This window comes from Bradyrhizobium sp. CCGUVB1N3 (genome assembly GCF_024199925.1).
GTDB lineage: Bacteria > Pseudomonadota > Alphaproteobacteria > Rhizobiales > Xanthobacteraceae > Bradyrhizobium.
The window spans coordinates 5,229,095-5,249,813 of sequence record NZ_JANADR010000001.1 but is presented as its reverse complement, the minus strand read 5'-3'; the positions used below and the strand labels follow the sequence as shown (position 1 = coordinate 5,249,813).

Annotated in this window: 19 protein-coding genes and 1 tRNA gene; 15 read left to right on the top strand and 5 right to left on the bottom strand. The window is 61.8% G+C overall.

Features of this window, described 5'->3' with window-relative positions; genetic code table 11:
* Window positions 1-37: 37 nt before the first annotated feature.
* From NLM33_RS25040 to NLM33_RS25025, 4 genes are all read left to right on the top strand, one after another.
* The gene (locus NLM33_RS25040) at window positions 38-310 is read left to right on the top strand and encodes a hypothetical protein (protein WP_254096950.1); all 273 of its coding nucleotides are present in this window, start codon (window positions 38-40) and stop codon (window positions 308-310) included.
* Window positions 311-418: 108 nt separating this feature from the next.
* Window positions 419-1,930 (top strand): helix-turn-helix domain-containing protein, encoded by a 1,512-nt coding sequence (locus NLM33_RS25035; protein ID WP_254096949.1) that lies wholly within the window; start codon window positions 419-421, stop codon window positions 1,928-1,930.
* 435 nt (window positions 1,931-2,365) lie between these two features.
* Complete coding sequence (locus NLM33_RS25030; RefSeq protein ID WP_254096948.1) at window positions 2,366-4,069, top strand: hypothetical protein; 1,704 nt, start codon at window positions 2,366-2,368, stop codon at window positions 4,067-4,069.
* Window positions 4,070-4,490: 421 nt separating this feature from the next.
* Window positions 4,491-5,912 carry a hypothetical protein gene (locus NLM33_RS25025; protein WP_254096947.1) on the top strand — a complete coding sequence of 474 codons (1,422 nt, stop codon included), beginning with the start codon at window positions 4,491-4,493 and terminating at the stop codon, window positions 5,910-5,912.
* A 165-nt stretch (window positions 5,913-6,077) separates the two neighbouring features.
* On the opposite strand, the gene NLM33_RS25020 is transcribed toward NLM33_RS25025, so the two are convergent.
* Both NLM33_RS25020 and NLM33_RS25015 read right to left on the bottom strand, forming a co-directional pair.
* Complete coding sequence (locus tag NLM33_RS25020) at window positions 6,078-6,740, bottom strand: antitoxin Xre/MbcA/ParS toxin-binding domain-containing protein (protein ID WP_254096946.1); 663 nt, start codon at window positions 6,738-6,740, stop codon at window positions 6,078-6,080.
* Between the two features lie 120 nt (window positions 6,741-6,860).
* Window positions 6,861-7,247, bottom strand: a complete 387-nt coding sequence (locus NLM33_RS25015) for a DUF4351 domain-containing protein (RefSeq protein WP_254096945.1) — start codon at window positions 7,245-7,247, stop codon at window positions 6,861-6,863.
* Between the two features lie 135 nt (window positions 7,248-7,382).
* On the opposite strand from NLM33_RS25015, the gene NLM33_RS25010 reads away from it, so the two are divergent.
* From NLM33_RS25010 to NLM33_RS24975, 8 genes are all read left to right on the top strand, one after another.
* Entirely contained in the window at window positions 7,383-7,967 is a 585-nt protein-coding gene (locus NLM33_RS25010) for a hypothetical protein (RefSeq protein ID WP_254096944.1), read from the top strand.
* Window positions 7,968-8,260: 293 nt separating this feature from the next.
* Window positions 8,261-8,992: a hypothetical protein gene (locus NLM33_RS25005; protein WP_254096943.1), complete on the top strand. Its 732-nt coding sequence runs from the start codon at window positions 8,261-8,263 to the stop codon at window positions 8,990-8,992.
* Window positions 8,979-10,085, top strand: coding sequence for a DUF4238 domain-containing protein (locus NLM33_RS25000; protein ID WP_254096942.1), 1,107 nt, complete (start codon window positions 8,979-8,981; stop codon window positions 10,083-10,085). Before NLM33_RS25005 ends, NLM33_RS25000 begins: the two co-directional genes overlap by 14 nt.
* A 26-nt stretch (window positions 10,086-10,111) precedes the next feature.
* Window positions 10,112-10,825: a hypothetical protein gene (locus tag NLM33_RS24995; protein ID WP_254096941.1), complete on the top strand. Its 714-nt coding sequence runs from the start codon at window positions 10,112-10,114 to the stop codon at window positions 10,823-10,825.
* A gap of 307 nt (window positions 10,826-11,132) precedes the next feature.
* On the top strand, window positions 11,133-12,068 hold the full coding sequence (locus NLM33_RS24990; RefSeq protein WP_254096940.1) for a hypothetical protein: 936 nt from the start codon (window positions 11,133-11,135) through the stop codon (window positions 12,066-12,068).
* Window positions 12,069-12,359: 291 nt separating this feature from the next.
* Window positions 12,360-13,070: a hypothetical protein gene (locus NLM33_RS24985; protein ID WP_254096939.1), complete on the top strand. Its 711-nt coding sequence runs from the start codon at window positions 12,360-12,362 to the stop codon at window positions 13,068-13,070.
* A 618-nt stretch (window positions 13,071-13,688) separates the two neighbouring features.
* The gene (gene tenA, locus NLM33_RS24980; RefSeq protein ID WP_254105879.1) at window positions 13,689-14,390 is read left to right on the top strand and encodes a thiaminase II; all 702 of its coding nucleotides are present in this window, start codon (window positions 13,689-13,691) and stop codon (window positions 14,388-14,390) included.
* A tRNA-OTHER gene (locus tag NLM33_RS24975) sits at window positions 14,342-14,428 on the top strand. Before tenA ends, NLM33_RS24975 begins: the two co-directional genes overlap by 49 nt.
* Here NLM33_RS24975 and NLM33_RS24970 read toward each other — a convergent pair.
* The gene (locus NLM33_RS24970) at window positions 14,385-16,043 is read right to left on the bottom strand and encodes a recombinase family protein (protein WP_254105878.1); all 1,659 of its coding nucleotides are present in this window, start codon (window positions 16,041-16,043) and stop codon (window positions 14,385-14,387) included. The two genes, NLM33_RS24975 and NLM33_RS24970, sit on opposite strands and share 44 nt — an antisense overlap.
* On the opposite strand from NLM33_RS24970, the gene NLM33_RS24965 reads away from it, so the two are divergent.
* From NLM33_RS24965 to NLM33_RS24955, 3 genes are all read left to right on the top strand, one after another.
* Window positions 15,945-16,370, top strand: coding sequence for a hypothetical protein (locus tag NLM33_RS24965; RefSeq protein WP_254099781.1), 426 nt, complete (start codon window positions 15,945-15,947; stop codon window positions 16,368-16,370). The two genes, NLM33_RS24970 and NLM33_RS24965, sit on opposite strands and share 99 nt — an antisense overlap.
* Window positions 16,371-16,589: 219 nt before the next feature.
* Window positions 16,590-16,892: a hypothetical protein gene (locus NLM33_RS24960; RefSeq protein ID WP_254099779.1), complete on the top strand. Its 303-nt coding sequence runs from the start codon at window positions 16,590-16,592 to the stop codon at window positions 16,890-16,892.
* Window positions 16,889-17,320: a type II toxin-antitoxin system VapC family toxin gene (locus NLM33_RS24955; RefSeq protein ID WP_254099777.1), complete on the top strand. Its 432-nt coding sequence runs from the start codon at window positions 16,889-16,891 to the stop codon at window positions 17,318-17,320. Before NLM33_RS24960 ends, NLM33_RS24955 begins: the two co-directional genes overlap by 4 nt.
* Window positions 17,321-17,446: 126 nt before the next feature.
* Here the strand turns inward: NLM33_RS24955 and NLM33_RS24950 are convergent, their stop codons facing one another.
* Together NLM33_RS24950 and NLM33_RS24945 are read right to left on the bottom strand one after the other, a co-directional pair.
* Complete coding sequence (locus NLM33_RS24950; RefSeq protein ID WP_254099775.1) at window positions 17,447-18,790, bottom strand: ATP-dependent helicase; 1,344 nt, start codon at window positions 18,788-18,790, stop codon at window positions 17,447-17,449.
* Window positions 18,787-20,619: an ATP-dependent endonuclease gene (locus NLM33_RS24945; protein ID WP_254099773.1), complete on the bottom strand. Its 1,833-nt coding sequence runs from the start codon at window positions 20,617-20,619 to the stop codon at window positions 18,787-18,789. The genes NLM33_RS24950 and NLM33_RS24945 overlap by 4 nt, the downstream gene beginning before the upstream one ends.
* Between the last annotated feature and the right edge of the window lie 100 nt (window positions 20,620-20,719).

The following is a 20,719-nucleotide window of genomic DNA, read 5'->3' as shown; positions in this document are numbered from 1 at the left end:
CGGGCGGAAGGATTCGTCACGGCAGGAGCGATTGTCGATGCTGATGACGATGGAACGACGGCCGGCGATCCGGACGCTGCGCGGATGGGCGATCGGCGTGCTGCAGGAGTCAGGCGCTATCCACGAATGCGAGGAGCACGGCTGGATGCAGGATCGCGCCGACCCGCATGCGCGCGACCGCGCCTTCGCCGCCGCTCGTCACGATCCGCCGGCCGGGATCTCTCCTGATGAATCTCTTGCAGAAATTCGCGACGTCCTCGATTCGATGGGGGACACCTGCCCGGAGTGCCCGCCCGACTCGGCAAGGTAACTTCGCAGGCTCTTGCGCTGCCCCTGCATCCTCCAGTAGCACCAACGTCAAGCAACATTGTGCGAACCGTCTGCGCCACCGGCCCGACGATTCGGCGCCGGGGGCGACATGGCCAAGAAGCGGAATCTCTCCGATGCCGAGATCGGCATCGTGAAGGCGATGCTCCGTAAGGGGTGGCGGAACGACGTCATCCACTTTCACTTCAACAAGCCGGACCGGTTGATCAGCTCCGGACGCATCACCCAGATCAAGAAAGGGGTGTACGGGGCATCCGTCGAGGAAGCCCAGCCCGAAGAGCTCGAGGCCTTCCTTGCCGCCCGGCAAGATCCGGATGCCAAGTCGCCTCCTGCTCCGTCTCCGGTCGACATCCGAATTCTTCGCTCCCTGTTCGTCCGCGAAACCGGCACGTGGCGGCTGGTCGGCGGCGAGACCGACCGCATCGAGTGCAAGGCAGGTTTCCGGCTTCAGCCGGAGGATCGGTTCTCGAAGGCACTGCGCGCGATCGCGGGCTTGGCCAACAACAAGGGCGGCTATCTCCTGTTTGGCGTCACCGACGCGACTTATCATGCGGATGGGCTTTCGGACGACATCTTCACGAAGTCGGACATCTCGCTCCTCAACAGAATCCTGGCCGGCGCCCTCGATCCCGTTCCTCACATCACGAAGGGCCTCATCGAGCTCGGCGGCAAGCAGGTCGGCGTGCTTTACGTGGAGAAGCACGACCATGGGCCCGTCATCGCCATCAAGAACGTCGGCCAGGACGTGAAGGAAGGTGGGATCTATTTCCGGTACGTCGGCGAGACCCGCCTGATCAAGCCGGGAGAGCTCAGGCAGATCATCGCCGCGCGTGAGCAGCGGGCGGTCGCCGAGTTCAGCGCCCGCATGAACCGCGTCGCAATCGGCAAGGAAGCGACGATCGATCTGGACTCCGGCGAAGTCGCCGGCACCAGCGGCAAATTCCTCATCGACAAATCCCTGCTCCCGAGCATCCAGTTCGTGCGCGAGGGCGAGTTCGACGAGAAAAAGGGGGCGCCGGCACTCAGGCTGATCGGCGACGTCGAGCCCGTTTCGGAAGTGGAAAGGGAGCGAACGAGAATCATCCGCGAAAACGTGACCCCCGACGCGGTCGTCCGCAACTTCCTGCGGAACGAAAAGGTCGCGGAGCCCATGCAGTACATCCACTTTCAGGCTCACGCCCAACGCAAATGGTTTCCGGTGTGGTTCTATATCGACCAGACGCAGTCGACGGCCGACCAGGTCGCCGAGGATCTGCGCAAGCAAGTCGCGACCTACCCGTCGTCGCGCGACGCGCTCGTCGATAGGCTCGCCGGAAAGGACGCTGCCTTCCGTCAATCCACCGGGAAGGCCGAAGCCTTGCGCGCGAAGCTGGCGCGCGGCGAGATCGCGGCGCCGGCCGACGTTGACGAGGATGTAGTCTTCGCCGGCGCTGTGCAGGCTCTGCCTACGACAGCGAAGCCGAAGGACCTCGAAAGCATCAGAAAAATCCTGCTCGACTGCCTGGATCGGGCCCAGGGAGCGGACCCCCGAAGCAGCAATCGTCGCGGGTCAATCTACCGGGCCGCCTGCCGGCTCGACGAATTGCTCTACTCGAAGAAGTAGCGAGCGCTACGCCGACTTCCGATGCGGTCTGGCTGCGGGCTTCTTCGCCGCCACCTCCTTCGCCGGCTTCTTACCTTGGATCGGTCGGGTTCGATTACACAAGCTCGGGAGGGTGTGGCGGCCGCTTCATCGTTGCGTCCAGCGTCAGAGTCGAGATCAGCGAGCCGGCAGTGAGTCAAGGCGTTTTCGGGGGTCCAGATATCGATTCCAGGGCTTCGACGTCCGTAGCTGCGTTCCTGCCGACGACAGGCCCATCGGGCCGGTCCAGCGACCTCGCTTGAACGATTATGAGGGGATCCTCATTTATATGGCCCGGGCAGTGTTCACCACTGCCTGCTGCGGGAGCGATCCGTTGTACGGCCGAAAAACCAAACCGATCCGGGAGACTTTCTGGCGCTTCAGGGTCCGGGACCCGTTTCTGTCGAGCGCCAGCTGATGGGCTACGTCAACGCGCGCGACGTCAACTCGTTCGCCGACATAGCCCACGTCTATGGGCTGCCGTCCACCGAAGGGTATGCCGCAAATCTGCTGGCCTCTCTCCCTCTCCAGGAGACCGTGATCCTCTGCGCGCGGCTCAACGCGATCGTCTCCGGAATCGGAATCGCAACCATGGAGCGCCGCAACAGAGCCGCGATGTCGTTCATCGCGTTGCCGAAGGAGGAACAGAGGATTCTGAGCTTCACCGGACCGCGCGGCGGACACCGAACGCATGCGGTATTCTTCCGGGGCCAGCTTCTGCATCTGATGCGTCTGGCCGTGAGGCACTGCTCTCCGGGGCCCCGTCCCGACTTTTACGAAGCCGCCAAGAATCGAGCGCAGTTTCTCAAGGCGGCGCTCGTCGCGAGCGCGCTGTGGACCGAGCGCACGATGGCGTCCCGGAATTTCGCGCGAGTGACCGAGGACACCGTCGAAGATCACATGGGATATCTGCGGAAAGTCATCGAGGAAACCAACCCTGCGCCGAACGTGGTCAACACGATCGGACGCGGATGGCTGCTGTTCGCGGAGCATTTCCCGAAGCACTACCCGGAGTTCGAAGATGAATTCCGGGAGGCGACCAGGATGACGTTCGACCAATATTCGACCTGCGTCTCCGGCCTCATGTCCTACATCATGGTCGGAAACGAACTCGAAGGCCGGGTCTTCAAGATCAACACGGTCGGGGCCGCTACCACGTACAGAGGCGTGTTTCCGGATTATCTCGCGCTGGATAGCCAGACGCCGGAGCAGTTCGCGCAGGCCAGCCAGGGGAGCCAGGCCGAGTTCGAAAAGGCGATGTGGCAAAGGCCGATCATCCTCTTTCCCGACGGGGCATCGGTCATCATCGATCCGGTCTTCTATTCCGCGAAGCTCTCGATCGGGCCTCTGTTTTTCCTGCTGCGCGATCACCCGGAGCGCGGAAGGGCGGTCTTCCACGCGTTCGGCTTGGCGTTCGAGGACTATGCGAATGCCATCGTCGGGCGCATGTTCGGCAACGCCAGGCTCAATCTCGAGAAGGCCAACGGCAAGAAGACGGAGTTCGAGGTCGATGCCGTTGCCGGCGAGGCGGCCGCCATCCTCGTGTTCGAGGCCAAAGCCAAGTTTCTCAAGGAGGAGCTCGTCTCCGGCAACGAGTACGCCGACTTCGTGGGCCACCTGCGAGAGAAGTACATCAGTAAGGGAAACGCCGTCTGGCAACTCGCGAAGAGCACCGGCGCAATCTCGAAGCGCGATTGGCCAGAGCTTCCGGACGAATTCGCGAGCCCCACCGAAATCTATCCGATCGTGGTGGCACACGATCTGCGCCTGGACAGCCCCGGCACAGGTGTCTTCTTCCGCAAGGAGATGAGAAAGCTGCTCGATGGTGATGCCGGCCAGAGCGTCAGGCCGCTGATCGTCATGACCATCCAGGATCTGGAGAACCTGGAAGGCGGGGTGGCGTCCGGCGCCATTTCGCTTGCACGGCTGCTGTCCGACTACGTGAAGGAGATCCGAGACGTGGACCCACTGTGCTCGCTTCACAATTTCATCGCGCACTCGGAATACTCGAGACGGATGAAGCCGAGCCCGGTCGTGTTGGGGAAGTCGCTCGAAACGGCGGATCGAGCCAGAGCAGTCCTGTTTCCGAAAGATGGCGCCGGGTCCGGAGCGCAGTCGTGAGGCACGCAGTTAGGTGATTTCCGGCACGGCGCGAACGCGGGGCTCAGGGTGGCGGACGGCCCCCTTAGGCGCCCCCCGATGTCGATTTTCAGGGAATCGGCGTCTGGAGCGGCATTTTTGCCGACGGCATGGCGTCTCCGGTGGGGTCTGGCTGATCGAGTCCATGGCTCCAGCATGAGCTCGGGCACCCCAGCAGCATCCGTCACCCCAGGCCCAGCGCCCCCACCCACGAAGAGGACTCAAAAGATCCCGACCGTCCACCGGCGAACCGAGCGAGCCAACCTGCTGGGGCTCACGATGTTCTGCAAAATTCCTCATCCGTGTTCTGCAAAATACGATATTTTAGATTTAGCAGAACAGAATGCGCGTCCGGAGGCTTCCCGGTAGCCATCGCCCATCCCGAACCCGCGAGGAGATGAGCATGACCACCGAGACCCCCTTGAGCAGATTGATGAACGACGCTCTCGCCGCCGTCGCCCACCCCGGACAGACCTTGACCAGGGTCTGCGACATGTTGCGACCCAAGTCAGGCTACAAGCTTCCGGCCGGCCGCAAACTGACCGACGATCAGGCCGCGGCGGCGGCCTTGGTCGTGACGCGGATCGCGGATCGGCTTGGCCTCTCTTGCTCCGCGATTTGCCAGACAGCCAACATCGCGCGCGATCCGAAAAACTTCTACCGCTTCCACCTGACGCGTGAAGAGCGCGAGTCAGGGCAGACGAGATTCGCTGCGGGGCGCTTCAACAAGACTCTCGTCCGATACAGAGACCTGGTCGTCGCCGCGGCGGCGCTTGCGGAATGCGATCAGCTTCCGCTCCTCGATGAGCTTGCCGTCGCCGTGCAAGATTTCCTCGAGCCGTACGTCCCCTTGGCGCGGCGCGACGAGTTCGAGGAGCTCGCCGAAGGCCTAGCCGAGATCGGCCGATATCTCTCGAGGCCAAGGAAAGCCGCCGACGGAACGATTATCGACCTGAGCCGGCTTTGGGCCGCTTGCGATCAGCGCCGCCTGGAATTCGACGAGCCGACGGGGCAGCTCGAATATCGTGGGGAAGATCCGGAGTTCAGCTGGTATCTCACCTGGCCGCGCATCTTCTTGTTTCCCCGCGTCGTCGGACATGCCGAGGTGGAGTGCAGCGAGAACGACGGCTCCGACATCCTAGAGCACACGCTGCAATCGCTGAAGAACCGGTCTCGGCCGATCGGCAAGGTCAAGGCTAAGCTCTGCTACGCGGTGCACTTGGCGGTCGGTCCGTCGCGTGCACGCGGTAGGGCAAAAGCGTTGTTGCTTCTGGAATCCTGGACCTTGCTTGCGTCCGGGCCGCGATCGACGAGCGATAAGGGCTGGCCTAATCCGGCGGCGGGAATCTGGTGCCCGGGCTTCCCCTTCTCGGCGTCGAGCGGCACCGACGAGCACGGGACGTTCGATTTCATCGCTACGGGTCCGACGAGTCCCACGTGCCCGGAGTTTCGAGATTGGTTCGACGGTGCGGATTTCGAGGATCCGATGGTTTGCGAGCAGACCATGCGGGCGGTCGACATCACCCCGGAAATTCTCGAGCTGATGCTGCGACATGAAAGCTCGCCGCCCGGCTGGGACTTCTTCGGTCGCTGGTCCGGCCGCAGCGCGCTGCCGTCCTCGGTCGAGATGCCGGGCGGCGTTCCGTCGGAGAGCCTGCTCGACAGATTGCGTGACGCTCTCTACCGCGACGACGAAAAGGCACTGGACGGCCAACTTTTAACGTCCGCTGCGCCCATGATGAATGCGCTCGATCGCTTGCTGGAGAGCTCCGATGACGAAATGACGCGTCGGAGAGCGACCTTCATGCGTCGGATGCGGTCATGACGAGGACCGCGAGCAAAGAGCAAACGCCCCGGCCGTTCAGCCTGCTCCACGAGGTCGGCGCGCGCACGTTGATGCTTGTTGTCGCATTTGTCTTCCCGCGAAGCGAATGCGCGGCTCGTCGCCAAGAGATCGGGTCGCTGGCGTGTTTTGATGCCGTCGAGCAATCTATCGGAGAGTAGCAGCGTCACGACGTTGACGTTCCGCAGCGCGCTCCGCAGCTCGTTTCCGGACTTCCTCCACACGCTGCGGGGTCATGTTCGTCCATCCTTTGAGATGAAACTTCGTGACCGCCTCGCGCCAGGCGGCGAACAGGGAGGGGTCGGTGACCGCCAAGTCGGTGGAGGCGTCGTCGAAGGCCAGCCGCGCCACTTCTGACAGCAGGTCCCAATCTCTCGCCACTGCGACATCGGCCATCTCTCCGCGCAGCAGCACGTCCAGAGCCTCCGCGTAAAGTGTCCGGACGGTGCGTGCGGGAGGCGCTTCCACGTGGGGGTGGGCGTCCAAGGAGGCGAGTTTGGCGGTGACGGCGGCCAGACCGCAGTCGTCGCGGGCGGCCACGGCCAGCGGGCGTCGATCATCGAAGTCGCAGTGAGGCCTCGTGAGCCACGCGCGGGCGATGGTTTCGTCGCCGAACACGGAGACGGCGACGGAGGTGATCTTCTCTCGACGGCTGCGTTTCTCTTCGGCGAGCGAGGGATCGACCGGGTCCGCTTCCGCCCGCTCGCGATGGTCCTCGATCAGGACGGCCACCATTTGCGTTGCGGATGCCGTGGTCGAGCCCGTAAGTCTGCGGCCGCTGCCGGGGTCGGTGACGGCGACGGCGGTCATTCCGCCGTCGGTTGTCGCGATCTCCACTTGATAGATTTCGGGCGGCTCTAGCGGTGACGGAGGCGTCATGATCGGACCCGCGTGGGGATGGCTTGCGTACCGGCTCGGGGCCGCTCTCGCTCACCGTGGCGCGGTCGATGGCGCCGGGACGGTCAAAGCTTCTTCGATCGAAATGGCCTGGATGATGCGCTCGCCAATGGCTTCGAGTTCGTCGGCGTTGAGGTCGGCGAGACGCCGCTCGATGTCGGCGGGATCGGCACCGAACTTCTGCTGAAGCTGCTTTGCGATCAGCTTGCCGAAGCTTTTGGCGCGCTCACGATCGAGGCCTTCCTTGATGAGCGGGCTTTTGTTGACATCGATGGAAATATTCATCTTCTTCCACTCCTCCGCGACGGTCCGGCCGGCATCGCGCAACTCGGAGAACACGGTGAGCAGGGCTCCGGCATCTCTAATTTCGTGATCCGTCTTGGCGACTTCCGAAATGCGCCGCACGATCTTCTGGATCATATACCGTTCGGGGCCGTTTCGGAACAGGACCGCAACGCAAGCCCGGTCGCGACCGCGCGCCAGGCTTGCGGACTGGCGCGCCTGACCCACGGTAGCTACAGTCCGCGTACAATTGCACGTTGTCGGGTTTTAGACATGGATTTCGATGACCTGATCGTCGAGCGGCCACCGACCGCCGGAGCGCCGGCCGATCGGCCAGATCGGCACTTCTACGAAGGCGCCGTCATGTTGGCCTATGCCATGCACCTATTCCGGACGGAGCCGGTCCGCGAAGTGAGGATCCACCCCGACGGGCAGCACGCGCAGCAAATCGACTTCCCAGGGTGGCTGGAGAAGCGTGGTTTCCGCAGGATAGCAACGGCCCGCAGCGCGTTCGCCGGCACGTTCGAGGACGCCGATGGGCGGCGCATCGTTATCCATCCGCAGTCCGGACTGAGCGACGTCACCGCCGAAGCCAACGGGGTCACGATCGAAGCCGAATGCAAAGGCGGCACCATCGAGACCCGCCATCCGGGCCGGCTTTCGAAGCTGGACAAAGGCCTTTGCGAGATCGTCGGCAGATTGATGATGAGGGCACCCGGCACCCGCCAGGTCGCGGTCATGCCGGCAACCGAGGTGACGCGCCGGGTCGGGCGCAAACTGGCGCCCCGCTGCGCCGCCTCCGGCATCCGCATCGCGCTGGTCGGCGACCGCGGAGAGGTCGAGGACGTGGAGGCCTAGCGCGTGGGGTATTTCAATCAGGGAGCCCTCGACGAGCTGGCCGCCGGTCTCGCCGAATTGCCGCCGCAACTGCGCGCGCCGACGCCTCGGTGAATCCTACGCCTAGAGGTCAGTACCTTGCCTCGTCGTCAGGGGCGCGCACCTGTCTTGCAATCAAGACTGTGATGGACCTCGCAGAACGCTCCAGGCGAATCCTTGGCGTGGAGGGCGTCTGGTTGGCAGTCATTCGTCGCGATTCGTCCAATCGCGTTCTAGTTGATAGCATGTCGAGCCTGCCAACCGGAGGGGCCCGCATGAACTCCGACCGCCAGTATGCCGTGGCCTCGTTGCTCTTCGACTTCGTGAAAAGCCCATCGCTGCGGCATCTGCGCGATCCGCACAGCGTGCACAAGCTTGCCCGGGACATCGTGAACGCGATCGATCGAGCGGGCTCGATCTGGAGCAAGTGGGAAGCTGAGCGGGAGGAAGTGGCGAAGGCTGCTGCTCCGTGCTGGATTCCGATAGAAGACCTGCTTGCCTCTCTCAATAATTTGCCCGGTCCGACGCTGACCAAGACGGACGTGGAGCAGCGTTTGCGCGCGATCTGGGAGGAGCCCTACACGACCTATCCCAACGAAGACCTCAAGGATGGTTGTCTGGCGCTGTATCGCTCGGAAAAGGCGCAAGGTACCGAGATGCGCGCCATCATCGGAATGCTTCAGGAACATCTGGAGCGGGAGGACGAAAGGCTCCGGCGAGAGCAGGAGGAGCGATATCGCAAGCTGAAAGAAGAGGAGCGTGCAAAGCTAGAACAGCGCTTTCTCTCCGGAGCGGATTGCGGTTGGACTTCAATCGATAGCTCTGCCTCGTTTTATTGCCGTCGCAACGGTCGGACCTTCCGTATCGTGCAGGGCAAGGATAAGCGCTGGACGCTTTTTCGCGTTGAAACGATCGAAGACGAAGGGGTATTGCTGGGCCTTTACCAGGGGCGAGGCGACGCGAACAAAGCATTGAAAACGATTGCGTACGCAAATGAGCGACGATGATGTCATGCCGCCGACGCGGCCGCGCGCCGTGGTGTGCGGCTTCTGCGGGCATCCGTACATCCAGCCTTGCACCGCGGAGACGGAGGCCGTCTGCCCTAATATGATCTGGCTGCGCGGGGCAGCCCAACAATCGATCCGGCATCACTACGTTCCGCAGTTCTATTCGAGGCGCTGGGCCGGAGACGACGGCCGGATCTGCGAGTTCAGCCGCCCCTACAAAAAGATCCATCACCAGCGCGTCTACCCGAAACAAACGGGCTTCAAGGACAGGCTGTACGAAAAGAAAGGCGTTCCCAAATCGATCGCGCAGCAGGTCGAGGACGAGTTCATGAGCCCTGTCGACAATTTCGCGGCGAAAGCCCTCGACATGATCGAGGCTAACGTCGACAAGGTAAAGAACGATGCCGAACAGACGTCGGCTTGGTCGCTCTTCCTGATCACGCTCATGACTCGGATGCCCGAGGACTTGGCCGCTCTCACGGAGATACTGGAAGACGACTGGAAGCGGGACCTTACGCTGCTGAAGCAGAAATACGCCTCCAACCGTAAGCCGGACGATCCCGAGACGATTGAGGAGTTTATCGAGAAGAGAGATCCCGACCACATGGCCCGTTGGGTCATGAACGTTGCGCCTGAACTGATGGATCATGAAGGCATTGGCCAGGCGCTCAACCGAATGCGCTGGTCCGTTGTGACCACGCCAGACGACGCGCCGCCGTTCCTTTCGTCCGACAGGCCCCTCCACATGTCCAAGACGTTCAGCGAACCCGGTTGCTACCTGACCTTGCCCATCGGGCCCCATCGGCTGTTCCTAGCGACCAATACCGAGGAAGTGGAGCGGAGCTTCAAAAGCAAGCCTTCCAAGGATTTGGTTCAGGAGGTCAACGCCAGGGTCGTCAAGCAGGCGGTCAAGTACGTCTATGGGGTCGACGATTCGGAGCGGGAATTTGTCGACCAGCTGATATCCAGCGACCGCCCTCCATCGCTTCTGGAGAGATTGCGGGACCGGCGAAGGCAGAAGTACGCGAGCCAGGAGGGCGAACGAGGAAGCGTGGGTGCTTCGGCGAGCGACCAAGCGAAAGGCACACCATGACTGTCTGGACTTACATCGCGCTCGGCGTGGCCGATCTGGCTCTGCTCGGCGGGCTCGTCGGTGCTATCTTATACTTGCGGCACAAACACCCCGGTCACGTATTCACCATCTGGTACGCGTTCTGGCTGATGTTCACGCTGTTTTCCGGCCTTTTTTTCTATGTGTGGGCGCATTCGGAGACCATAGCCGGCTCCGCCATGAGCGGGGCTGCGCCGCTCGGCGGCTTCATCGTCTGGTTTCAGAATACTTCGATGGATTTCCGCGACGAACGATATCTGATCGCGTCGATCTACATCGCCGTCCTGCTTCCGCAACTCATGAGTTACCTCGTCAGCGGCATCTTCGGATGTGCAAACCGTCTGATCCTGGTCGAATGGATAACCGCAGCCGTCACCTGGCTCGTCATCAAGTTTCTTGCCGTTCTGTCCGGCATTCTCATGGCCCAGGCGGTCGCGGCGCTCTACGCCGCTCCATACCTGCACCCTGCGGACCTCCCGAAGAAATTGCTTCAATCCATAATGATGATCTCGCTGTCTTTCGTCATCGCTGGCATTTTTTACTTTACCTATGAGTACCGCTTCAAACGCTTGCTGGTTACCATCCGCAGGCCGTTCAAGCCGCTCACGCGCTACATGGCGAGTTATGCGGCCTCGGCAGAGGCCCGAGCAGCCAAGAAGATGCGGTATGCTTGGCTGCGCAAGCGCGCGCGGAAGCTGGCGAGCGGAGTTCTCTGGAACTAGGACGTCCGCGAAATCGGGCCGAACATTGGTCCGGCCCTGTGCGAAGCCAGATCCGGGCCGGCGATTGCGGAGAGTGAAGGCGCGTGCGATGCCCGAGCGTTTCGCCTGGACCGATCCTTGACAATCGGCGTCCGTCATCCATTCTGTCCGGGTACCGGCTTGTCCAGCCGGGCCGTCCACATTGGCGAAGCCTTCGGGGCAGGACAGACTAATCGCAAACAAACTCTCAATGGACATCCTTTTCTAGGGCGCCTTGAGGCCAAGTGGACTTGTCTCGCCATATCGCGCGCCCGCGATGAGGACTGTCATGCGCTTCCATTTTCCCAATCTCGACCGACCCAAAAAGGCCGCGAAACGCGTTGCCCGGCTGCTCGGAGATCGCCTACCGCTGTCGAAGGTTCAGAACGGCCTCGCTACGGTGCTCGGCTATCGCGACTGGCACGAACTGGAGTTTGCCCACTCCGCCCAGCCGCCAGTGCCGCTGGACCAAGATCTTTCCCGCGGGGACTTCCGCAGCCGCAGCGCCGACCTGACGTTGAAGCTCGCCCGGGCTCTCGACATCACGGCCGGGGAGGCGCTGTACGTCCTATTGGCGTCCAGACTGACCGGTGACGCCGGCACCATCGAGGATCAGTTCGCGATCCGCCTGCAGTGCTGGAAGGCAACAGGCGATTGGCCCGTTTCTGGAATGGCGGGGACCACTGTTCGTTTCCGAGGGAGCTTCGCCGGACCCCGGCGCCTTGCCATGCTGACGGCCGACTTCGGCCGTGGGCGCGATTCCCCGGTGCAGATCATCACCGATAATCGCTGTGGGATCTGCACGCGCGAGGAGATCTCCATTCCTCGTGATCCGCTGCCGCCGTTTCTGCCGCACCGGCTCTACTTCGTCTACGGCGCCTGGACGGAGCCGGACGGCAGCAAGGTCCTGTTCTCGCGAGATTACGCTCCGCTCTGGCGCCTGCGCGACGGACAGCGACCGCAGCAGGTCCCATCGACAGACTGGATCAAGCACCAAGATGAAACGTGGTTCTGGGAAGATGCCACCGCACCGTGGGAGGATCGGCATCGCCAGGCCGAGGAAGAGGCCCGCCTGAAGTCGTTCGGTATCACCGGATTGCCGCTGCTGATCGACCTGTTGCCGCTGATGGTCACGTCCGTGGGCAACGTTCGGATGCCTGCGGGAGTCCTGAGGGATCTCCAGCTACGGGAGAAATCAGGTCCGCCGCGGCTCATGATGGCGTAGTGAGCAAATCTTCCGGGCGACCACCGTGTTGCTCGCCCGGAAGCCTCGCGTCCTGGGAACTTCGGGCCGGGTCCTCGAGGGTTAAGATCGCGATTTCCATTATAGGAAGGCGGACCTTGTCCGGGCGCCAAGAGGTCTGCCAGGATCGTAAAAATATTTTCGGCTTTGGCGCCGGAATCCCCCGGGCAAAGTCTGCCGATTTCTAAATACAACGATCCCCAATTCCTGGGGTCCTTCCCAAGGCCTGACCGGAACCTGAGGACGATATCAACGGTCCCAAGAAGGATACCCATGAACACTCAAGACACCACCGAAACCACGCCGCCCAGCCAGACCGACTTCTCGATCCGGTCTTTCCTCCGGGAGCGCCAGGCACTGCTGGTCCATTTCTCGACGCTGATGAGCAACCACCCCGGCCTAGTCTTTCCTGACGACCTTCGGCAGGCGGCCGGTCTGGCCGACGTCCCGCTCTCCTTCAGCACGATCATGGCCGGCGATGTCGGGCCATATCAGCATCCCGACATGCACCCCGCGGACCCGAATGCCGGTGGCAGCATCGGCATCATTGTCGATATCCCTTCGAACGACTCCGTTGTCACCGTTGGGGCCAACGACGACGGCACCTCGTTCAACCCGTCAACCGGCGAAATCATATCGGGCGGCTACGCTCCTACCTCGGAAAGCTGCGCACGGAGCATCGACGAGCGCAGAACCAGCAACGAGTGGCTCGTTCGCGGCTACCGCACGGTCGGAATATTCGCCTTCGGCCCGATCCTCGTCAGGCATTTCTTCGGCGGCGAGGGAGAAGTCGACAGAGACGCCGCCTTCGCCTGTTTTCCGCAATTTCGGATATTCTCCGTGCACGGTGGGCAGTTCGTGGAATTCAACCGCGAGACCAGAAGGTGGAGCCCGGTATCGTACGACACGATCATGAGCGCGGGCCCGCGCGCGGCAGTTCCGGTCGATGCCGGCGATGGCACCTCAGCTGGTGAAGCCCAATAGGGCAGGCCGCGGCAAAGAAACCGGTAGGCTGGTCCCAGCCGCAGGTGCCGCGTAGTGATGGTACCACGAAGAGCCAATGTAAGGTGCGCCAATAAACGTAGATAGTAGAATGACTTAGATGTAGATCGAATTACATCGACTCGCCGTTATCCTGAAAGCCCGCGGTTTCGACTCGCCGTTATTGCGGAATCCGACTCACTACGGATTCAAGAACCCCCGGTTTTATTGAGTCCGGACGACTCGCTCTTACCTTGGCGGGATACAACTTGCTCAACTCTTCACGCGAAGTCGACGACCGCTAGCTACCATATAGCTACCACGGCGATGGAAACGCGGTCTGGTTCTAAAAGCAATTTTCGTAATGACGAGGTCACAGGTTCGAGTACCGTTTGCGACGCCACCCGACCTGATGAAATTTCTCCCCAGTCCTTGCGCGATTCGCGGTGTGCTAACGTGGGAACCCAAGTCAGTCCCGGCGACCGACGGCAACGAATTCCCCACGCCGTCGAACCGGCTGATCGCGGCGGCCTGTCAAGGTCAGCGTCCACCCGGTTCGCAATGCGCTATCGGTAGCGGGCCAAAGACGTTCATGGAAAAGCAAGCCAGGCGAAAAGCATCGTGAGTTTCTTCGAGCGTCTAAAGACAGAAGCATCCGCTGAGTGGCGGGCCTACACCGAGCATCCCTTCACGAACGGATTGGCAGACGGCTCGCTCCCCGAAGCGGCGTTTCGTCACTACCTTGTTCAGGACTACCTATTTCTCATCGAGTTTGCTCGCGCTTACGCGCTCTCAGTCTACAAGTCGCCTAAACTTGCCGACATGCGTGAAGCAGCGGCCGGCCTTTCGGCCATCCTTGATGTCGAGATGAACCTGCATGTGAAGCTCTGTGCGGGTTGGGGCCTATCCCTGAGCGACCTTGAACAAACCCCTCCGGCGGTCGAAATGCTGGCCTACACACGCTATGTGCTCGACGCAGGAATGCGCGGCGATCTGCTGGCACTCAAGGTGGTGCTTGCCCCCTGTGTGATCGGGTACGCGGAGATCGCAACACGGCTCGCCTCGCGACCCGATGCGGACGCTGCGACGAACTCCTATCGCGTTTGGATCGCCGAGTACGCTGGCGCGCCGTACCAGGAGGTCGCCGCAAAAGCGCGGGCGCACATGGAACATCTTGCCGATCTCTACGCCACGCCGGCTCGCGAGGCAGAGCTGATTGCGATCTTCAAGGAAGCCACTCGGCTCGAGGCAGACTTCTGGGAGATGGGCTGGCGCGCGGGCCAGCGTGTTGAACAACCCTCTCGGCAATCATCAGCCTCATAACCTGAAGGTCATAGGTTCAAATCCTATCCCCGCAACCACCGACGCTTGCGATAGCAAGCCGTTCAGAGCCCCGGCTTCCGAAAGGACGTCGGGGTTCTTTTTGCCTGCCGCAAACCGGAGGATCGCGGCTAGGTCGCCGCGCAGCACGATCGCGAGTTCCTCCGCCTCGGGCATCAGTGTCACCTGATCGACGAGGGTACGGAAAACCTCCGCTGCCTCCCCTTTGTCGTCGTCACTTCGCAGGCTTTCGTACAGCGCGGCCACGCGCTGCCGATAGATCTCCGCCATGTTGGGATGCAGGAGAGGCGGCGGCTCTTCTGCGTTCGCGAGCTTCTCCCGTACCTCCACCTTTCTGGCCTCGAGCCGCTTCATGTCCTCGACAATGGCCTCGATCGGACCTCCAGCCTTGATGGCGGACACCAGCTTTCCAAGTTCACGTTCAATGCGCGGAAGCTCGTTCCTCATCGCCGCAAGGTCCGCTCCTCGGTCAATCCGCAGCCGGTTCACCTCGCGGGTAAACTCATCGCAGAACTCTTTGAACAGCTCTGGTTCCATCAGGTGCGTGCGAAGGCCGCTCAACACAGAGGTCTCCAGCGCATCGCGCCGGATGTTCAAACGATTATTGCACGTTCCCTTGTTGCGAGCCGTTGCGCAGCCGAGCAGGTCCTTCGAAATCATTGTGTACCCGCCGCCGCAGCATCCGCACTTCACGAGGCCGGCGAGGAGGTATTTGGGCCGATGGCGCTCATTAAGCCTGTTCTCGCCAGGCGCTGAAGGCTCGTAGGCGAGCGTCTGCTGACGCGCCTTGACCGCATCCCACATTTCCTGATCGACAATGCGCAGCTCGGGGACTTCTTGGATCACCCATTCGGATTCAGGATTCAGCCGAGAAACGCGCTTTCCGGTATCAGGGTCTTTGAGATAGCGGAGCCGATTCCACACGAGGCGACCCACATAGAGCTCGTTGTTGAGGATGCCAACGCCGCGCTTTGGGTTGCCGTGAATGGTCGACGGTCCCCATTCAGCGCCTTGCGGTCCAGGCACACCTTCGCGGTTCAGCTCGAATGCGATTGTGCGCGAGGACTTGCTGGCAAGGTAGTCCGCAAAGATACGGCGAACGACAGCCGCTTCGGCCTCGTTGACGGTGCGGTCACCTCGGATCGGCTCGCCATTAGCGGCGAATTGCTTGACGACGTCATAACCGAAGCACAGCCCGCCGCCCGACTTGCCGTCCGCGACGCGGCCGCGCAGACCTCGCCGCGTCTTGTCAGCGAGGTCCTTCAGGAACAAGGCGTTCATCGTGCCCTTCAGCCCGACGTGCAGATGTGTGACGTCTCCCTCCGAGAGGGTGACGATCCGTACCCCGGCGAAGGCCATGCGCTTAAAGAGCCCGGCAATGTCCTCCTGATCGCGGCTGAGGCGGTCCATTGCCTCGGCAAGCACCACCGCAAACTTCCCGCGCATGGCGTCGCTGATCAGTTCCTGGATGCCTGGGCGAAGTAGCGATGCACCGGAGATCGCCCGGTCCGTGTAGCTGTCGACCACCGTCCAACCTTGCTTCTCGGCGTGGAGGCGGCAGAGCCGCAACTGATCTTCGATCGATGCGTCGCGCTGATTGTCGGACGAGTAGCGGGCGTAAAGTGCGATCTTCATGACGCCTCCTTAGTCCGGGAGACGGTCACGCTTCCGGCTGTCCGTTTCGGCCTGGATGAAATCACGCGCAGCTTGCCGGGCGAGCAGCCGCACCAGATTGACAAGGCGAGGATCAGGCTTGGATGCGACGAACGCAACCGTGGCTTCAGGTACCGCATCGACGACCACGCGAAGCTTTTCGGCTGTCGTTCCTCTCTGTCGCGCCACCGCCGCGTCCTTGCCATTGGGCGGATCGCTCCGCATCTTGGCAAGGATGACGAATTGCTGTCGCAGGACAAGGCAAAACATCTCATAGGATCAATGTCTTGCATCGCATTCGCGCGTTGATCCGAGATAAGCGGCGTAGCAGATCGAGATGTCGCGAAGTCGAGCGCACGAAAAACATTTTCGTGATGACCAGTCCAAACCGCCATTCGCGCAATTGCGATGTCGCCCACAGCTCCACCCTCTTATCATCTCCGCCGCTCTGGACATCACAAACGAGCCGTGGCCTTGCAGCGAACCTAAGATTCGGCTATATATCCAGATATACCGTGGAGGCCATAAGTGGGCAAGAGCGCGCAGAAAAGGGCGATCGAAAATTACCGATCACGGCTGACCAAACGTGGCATTGTGCGGTTCGAACTCCAAGCCCTCGAGACCGACCGCGACCTCATTAGAGCGCTTGCGCGCAAGCTGAGCAAGGAAGGGCCGGAAGCGAGCAATCTTCGGCGCACGGTTCAACAGGCGGTTTCCGGCGAGCCCACCAAGCCCGGTGGCATCTTGAACGCATTGCGTCGCTCGCCGCTCGTCGGCGCCGATCTCGACCTGACGCGCCCACGCGAAGAAGGTCGCAAGGTCGACCTGTGACGCGCTATCTCCTCGACACCCATATCATCAGTAACGTCGTCAAGCCGCAGCCACCGGAATCGCTCCTGAGTTGGATGGCGGGTAAGCGCGATGAGCAGTTGTTCATTGCCTCGCTTACGCTTGCCGAAATCCTTCGCGGTATCCTGGAGAAGCCGAACGGCAAAAAGCGCGCAGCGCTTGATGCCTGGTTCTCTGGTCCGGAGGGGCCTCAAGCTTTGTTCGCGGATCGCATCCTGGTGTTCGACGAGAAGGCGGGCCTCATCTGGGCGGAATTGATGGCGGAAGGGACAGCCGCCGGCCGGCCACGCAGCGGGCTCGATATGATTATCGCTGCCGTCGCCGCTGCGAACGACTGCGTTGTGGCAACGGACAACGAGAAAGACTTTGCCGGTGTCCAGATCATCAATCCGATGCGTGGACCGGCGTAACGTCAAGCCAGACTGCGGTTTCCGCCTACGACCGCTTTCTCGGTCGCGCCGATAATTCTATGCGCGCGGCCGCCTAGCTTCCGAGGAGTGCGCCCTGTTCATGACCCACAAGGTCAGATCTTCGGGTCAGCCAACGGATGGCGCGAAAGGTGGGGTGTTCAACCGTCCTTGACCGAGCACAATAACGGTACAATGATTCTGCGCGCGCGTGATGCCGTTGTAGAGCAATCGGCGCAGATGGTCCGGGCTACCCGTCGCCGTATGCGGCCAAAGCACGATGACGTTAGGAAACTCCCGGTTCTTGGCGCGCTGGATCGTCATGGCAAGGTGGCCGCGTTGCTGCCGGAAGCCCAGACGCGAACGGTTACGTACAGATTGCCGCACGAACTCGGTGACTTGCGCGGCGGTGAAGGTTGTCTGCCCATGCGCCCGGCGCAGGCGGTCGATGCGACTAAGGGCCTGTGCGATAGGCGCGTGTCCGGCCAAGGGCATTAGCAGCGCCCGCAAGCCTGCGCAGGTCGCCGCTCCCGGCAGAGCGATATCGGCCAGCAAGGCGTCGGCTTCCTCATTGTCGTGACGGTCCCACGTATGCGGATACGGCCCGAAGGTCACGCCGCTGTTTTTGCGCGTGTGCTGCTTGGTCTGAACGGTGTTGAGCGCGGCACGAATAATCGCGTTGCCTGCATCCGGTGTGAGAATGACCACCGGGCCTTGACGTTGCGCAATGTCGTTGGCAATCGCCCACGCCAGAAGCGCGTGGTTGGCATTTGTCGCGGGCGCATCCAGAAGCCGGAAACCTCCGCCGCTCCATGTTGTGCTGTTCTTGAACGTTCTGGCCGTAAGAACGGCCTTGATGTCCCGTCCCTCGCGCACGGCCAGCGCGGCGGCAAGAAGCCCCTGTTGAGTCGTGCGCCGAACCTGCGTGAGACGGTGGGTTTGTCCTGCGCCTTCAAGCCAGCCCATGAGGGGTGCGGTATCGCGTCCGTTGTCAAGGCACTGGAAAGCGTCCGCCGCTGCAACGATCCGGCACGATGACGAAAGCTCTTGAAGGATGCGCATCCGGTGTGCGTCGAGGTCTTGCGCCTCATCGACCAGAACGAGCGGGAAGCTCCGCGCCACCCATCGACGGACCGGTTCGTGTTCTAGAAGGTCTGCCGCCAGAGTGCATGGTCCATCAAATTCGTTTAGGGCGTCCGCCCGAACTCGCATTTCGGGCGTAATCAGACTCCTGCGCCGCGCGGCCAGTGTCCGAGCGAACACATCGAAGGTTTGGCAGTCAAAGCGCCTGCGGAACACTGGATTTTCGCTAAGGCGGGCATCCAGCCGCCGGCGCGCGCCGTTCATGAAGGTGAGCGCCAGGAGCTTGTGACCCTCGCCCAATGCGCCGTCCTGAACGATCTCTCCTGCGCGCCCCACAAGATTGTGGGTCTTGCCCGTCCCCGCCGCGCCCTCAAAGAAATCGAATGTCATCGCGGCGCGAACCGGAAAACGTGCATATCGGCGGTCGAGTCCGCTGCAATGCGCGTGAAGAGTGGTGTGTTAACATTCGTCGGATCGCGCAGCACGGCGCACAACGCGTCGAGCAACTGTGAGGCGCGTGCCCGGCAGGCCGTATTAGCCATGAGAACGACGGCCGCGCTCTCGTGAGTCGGCGCGTAAGATTTCCGAGTGAGCAAGTAGGCAGCGAGCGCTTGAGTGTCGGCGAACGACGTTCCCAACACGGTTCCAAGCACAGCCAGCATCGCGCCTCCATCCGCACCCGCGATCCATGAGACCACATGCTCCATCGCCCAGCCCTGCGGCCAGAACACGACACAGCGCGGTGGCGGGTTGCTTGCCTTCACCGCATCGAAATAGCTGCGCCCGTCATTGTCCCCGTCAACAAGGATGCAGGGTCGCGAGTGAACGGCGCTGACCAACGCGAATGTGTCAGCAATCTTTGCGTCGATAGTCGGCACGACGCCAACGAAGGTGGAGAGAAGCGGTGCGCCGTCGCCAGCGGCGTCCCAACTCTGATGCAGCTCAAGGGCCGTTTGCAGCGCCTCAAGCCACGCGACGTCCGAAACTCCTTCGGGGATCAGGGCGCATTCGTGCATGAGCGCGCCCACCAGCTTTTGCCGCCAAGCAAAGAGCAGGTGCTGCTGGTGGTTGGTCGGTTGCGCGGGCACCGGGTCCATGAGCGGCTTGGCATTCAGGACGCCTTCGCGCGTTTCAATGAACAGCGTGTCGGGCGCAGGAAACATCGCGGCGACGATGGGCGAATGCGTGGTTACGATAGTTTGGTTGCACAGTGCGTTGAGGCGGTTGACCAGACGCTTCTGCTGCGAAGGCTGTATGTGAAGTTCTGGTTCCTCGACGGCCAGCACGAAGGACTGCCCCGTTTCTGCGCGTGCCTTGCCGAATTGCATGAGCAACAGAAGGCTTTGCAGGGAGACGAGGCCAGTGCCCTGCCTCTGCGAGGGAAGGGTCGGCCCCGTTCCTTGCACGAAATGCGGTACGACGCTTTCCAGAACAGAATCGCTGTCGGTCGAGGTCAGGCGTAGTTGAAGTTTGGGCGTGCTCGCCATAAGTGCGCGCAGTTCGTCATTGGCCGCGCCGACAATCTCAGAAAGCCCCGGCTGATCTTCGAGGCGCGTACCCTCCGGCGGCGTCCAGAGGCGCGCTCGCTCGGCGCGCACCGCCTGCGCCGGCATGTCCCCGCGCGTGGCCACCACGCGGCGAAACAATTCGGACGAGAAGGAAATCCAGCGATCCCATGTGCGCGAGGCCGGGACGAGAAAAAACCCCAGTTCTTGGAGCACCTTTGTGTGGATCGTTCGCAAGTGCGTGTCTTCCGCGAACGGGTCGCCTAGCGTGGCCTCATCATCCACGAAGAAGCGGAGCGTTTCGGCCTCCAGCTCATCCAGATCGAACCGCGCGGCAAAGCAGATCTGCACGGCTAGTTCGGTGTGTTGCACGTCTGGGGCGGCACGAAGAGTCTTGGCGTTCGGGTCGAACCATTTCTCTACGCCGCGCTCGGGGCTGAACCACGACGCATGATGATGCGGATCATTGGGCGCGAAGCCCGTGACCGTGGCGATGCACAGGATGCGCGCGGTCTCGCTTGGCGAGCTACCGTGAAAATCATGCTCGGTAAGCCGACGAACGAGACGGTCGCGGCCGAAAAGCAGGGCCAACGCCTCAATGATGGTGGTTTTGCCGCTATTGTTAGGGCCAACCAGAACGGCGTGACGACCTAGCACGATATCCGCCGAACGAACTCCACGGAAACCGGAGATCTTCAGCCGGACGATATGCATGACAATGCCCGTCCGCCCTTCGACTCAGCCGGGCCCGCCACATTTGTCGGGTCGCCCCTCATGTTCATCTCCCCTCTTAACAACATAGGCATTGATTTTG